This is a genomic window from Sphingomonas endophytica, from assembly GCF_001476895.1.
In the GTDB taxonomy this organism is placed as follows: domain Bacteria; phylum Pseudomonadota; class Alphaproteobacteria; order Sphingomonadales; family Sphingomonadaceae; genus Sphingomonas; species Sphingomonas endophytica_A.
In genome coordinates, this window is the sequence record NZ_LDTB01000108.1 from 1 (window position 1) to 932 (window position 932).

Consider the following 932-nt stretch of genomic DNA (forward strand, 5'->3'; position numbering starts at 1 on the left):
GGTCGTGCTCTTCGGTGCTGTGTCAACGTGCGAATCGACCGCGATCGACCGGCGAGCGAGCAGGGTGTACATGGCGCCGTTCGGTAATGGCAACACCTATCCGGGCGTGTACGACGTCGCGGGCCGGACCTTCTTCGTCGGTCTGTCCGCCGAATTCTGAGGCGTTCACGGCGGCCGGCACGTCGTCGGCCGCCGATCAGGGAGAGAATGAATGAGAGGTCGCGTCGTGCTCGCCATGCTGATGTCCACATCGGCGGCGACGGGGGCGATCGCCCAGACGATCGCTCCCGCCGAATGGGAGCGGCCGGAGGTGATCCGCATCGGCGCCGAGCCGATGCACGCGACCTTTGACGGGTTCGAGACGCGGGCGGGGGCGCTGAGCGAGGACGCGAAGCGCTCCCGCTATCATCTGTCGCTCGACGGGCGGTGGCGCTTCCAGCATTCGCCCAGCCCGGAAGCGCGGCCGATCGGGTTCGAGCGGCCCGATTACGACGTCAGCCGCTGGGGCACGATCGCGGTGCCGGGGATCCTTCAGGCGGAGGGGCAGGGCACGCCGGTGTTTATCGGTGGCGGCTATCCGTTTCCGAAGAACCAGCCGTGGATCGACCACAAGCTGAACGAGGTCGGATCGTACCGCCGTGAGGTGACGATCCCGGCGCATTTCGCGGGGCGGCGGTTGCTGCTGACGGTCGGGGCGGCGGGCGCGGCCTACCACCTTTGGGTCAACGGAGAGCGGATCGGCTATTCCGAGGATTCCAAGCTGCCCGCCGAGTTCGACGTGACCAGGGCGATGCACGCCGGCACGAACACGGTAGCGATCGAGCTGTATCGCTATGCCGATGGCAGCTATCTGGAAGATCAGGATTTCTGGCGCGTAAACGGCTGTCCCTTATACCCATATGACGCTGACGAAGAAGAGGAGAGATATAACA

Annotated in this window: 1 protein-coding gene; it reads left to right on the forward strand. The window is 65.5% G+C overall.

What is annotated here, in order from left to right; translation table 11 throughout:
* Positions 1-211: 211 nt before the first annotated feature.
* Positions 212-932: sugar-binding domain-containing protein (locus tag NS334_RS16180; RefSeq protein ID WP_342585557.1), on the forward strand; the 721-nt coding region annotated here is incomplete at its 3' end.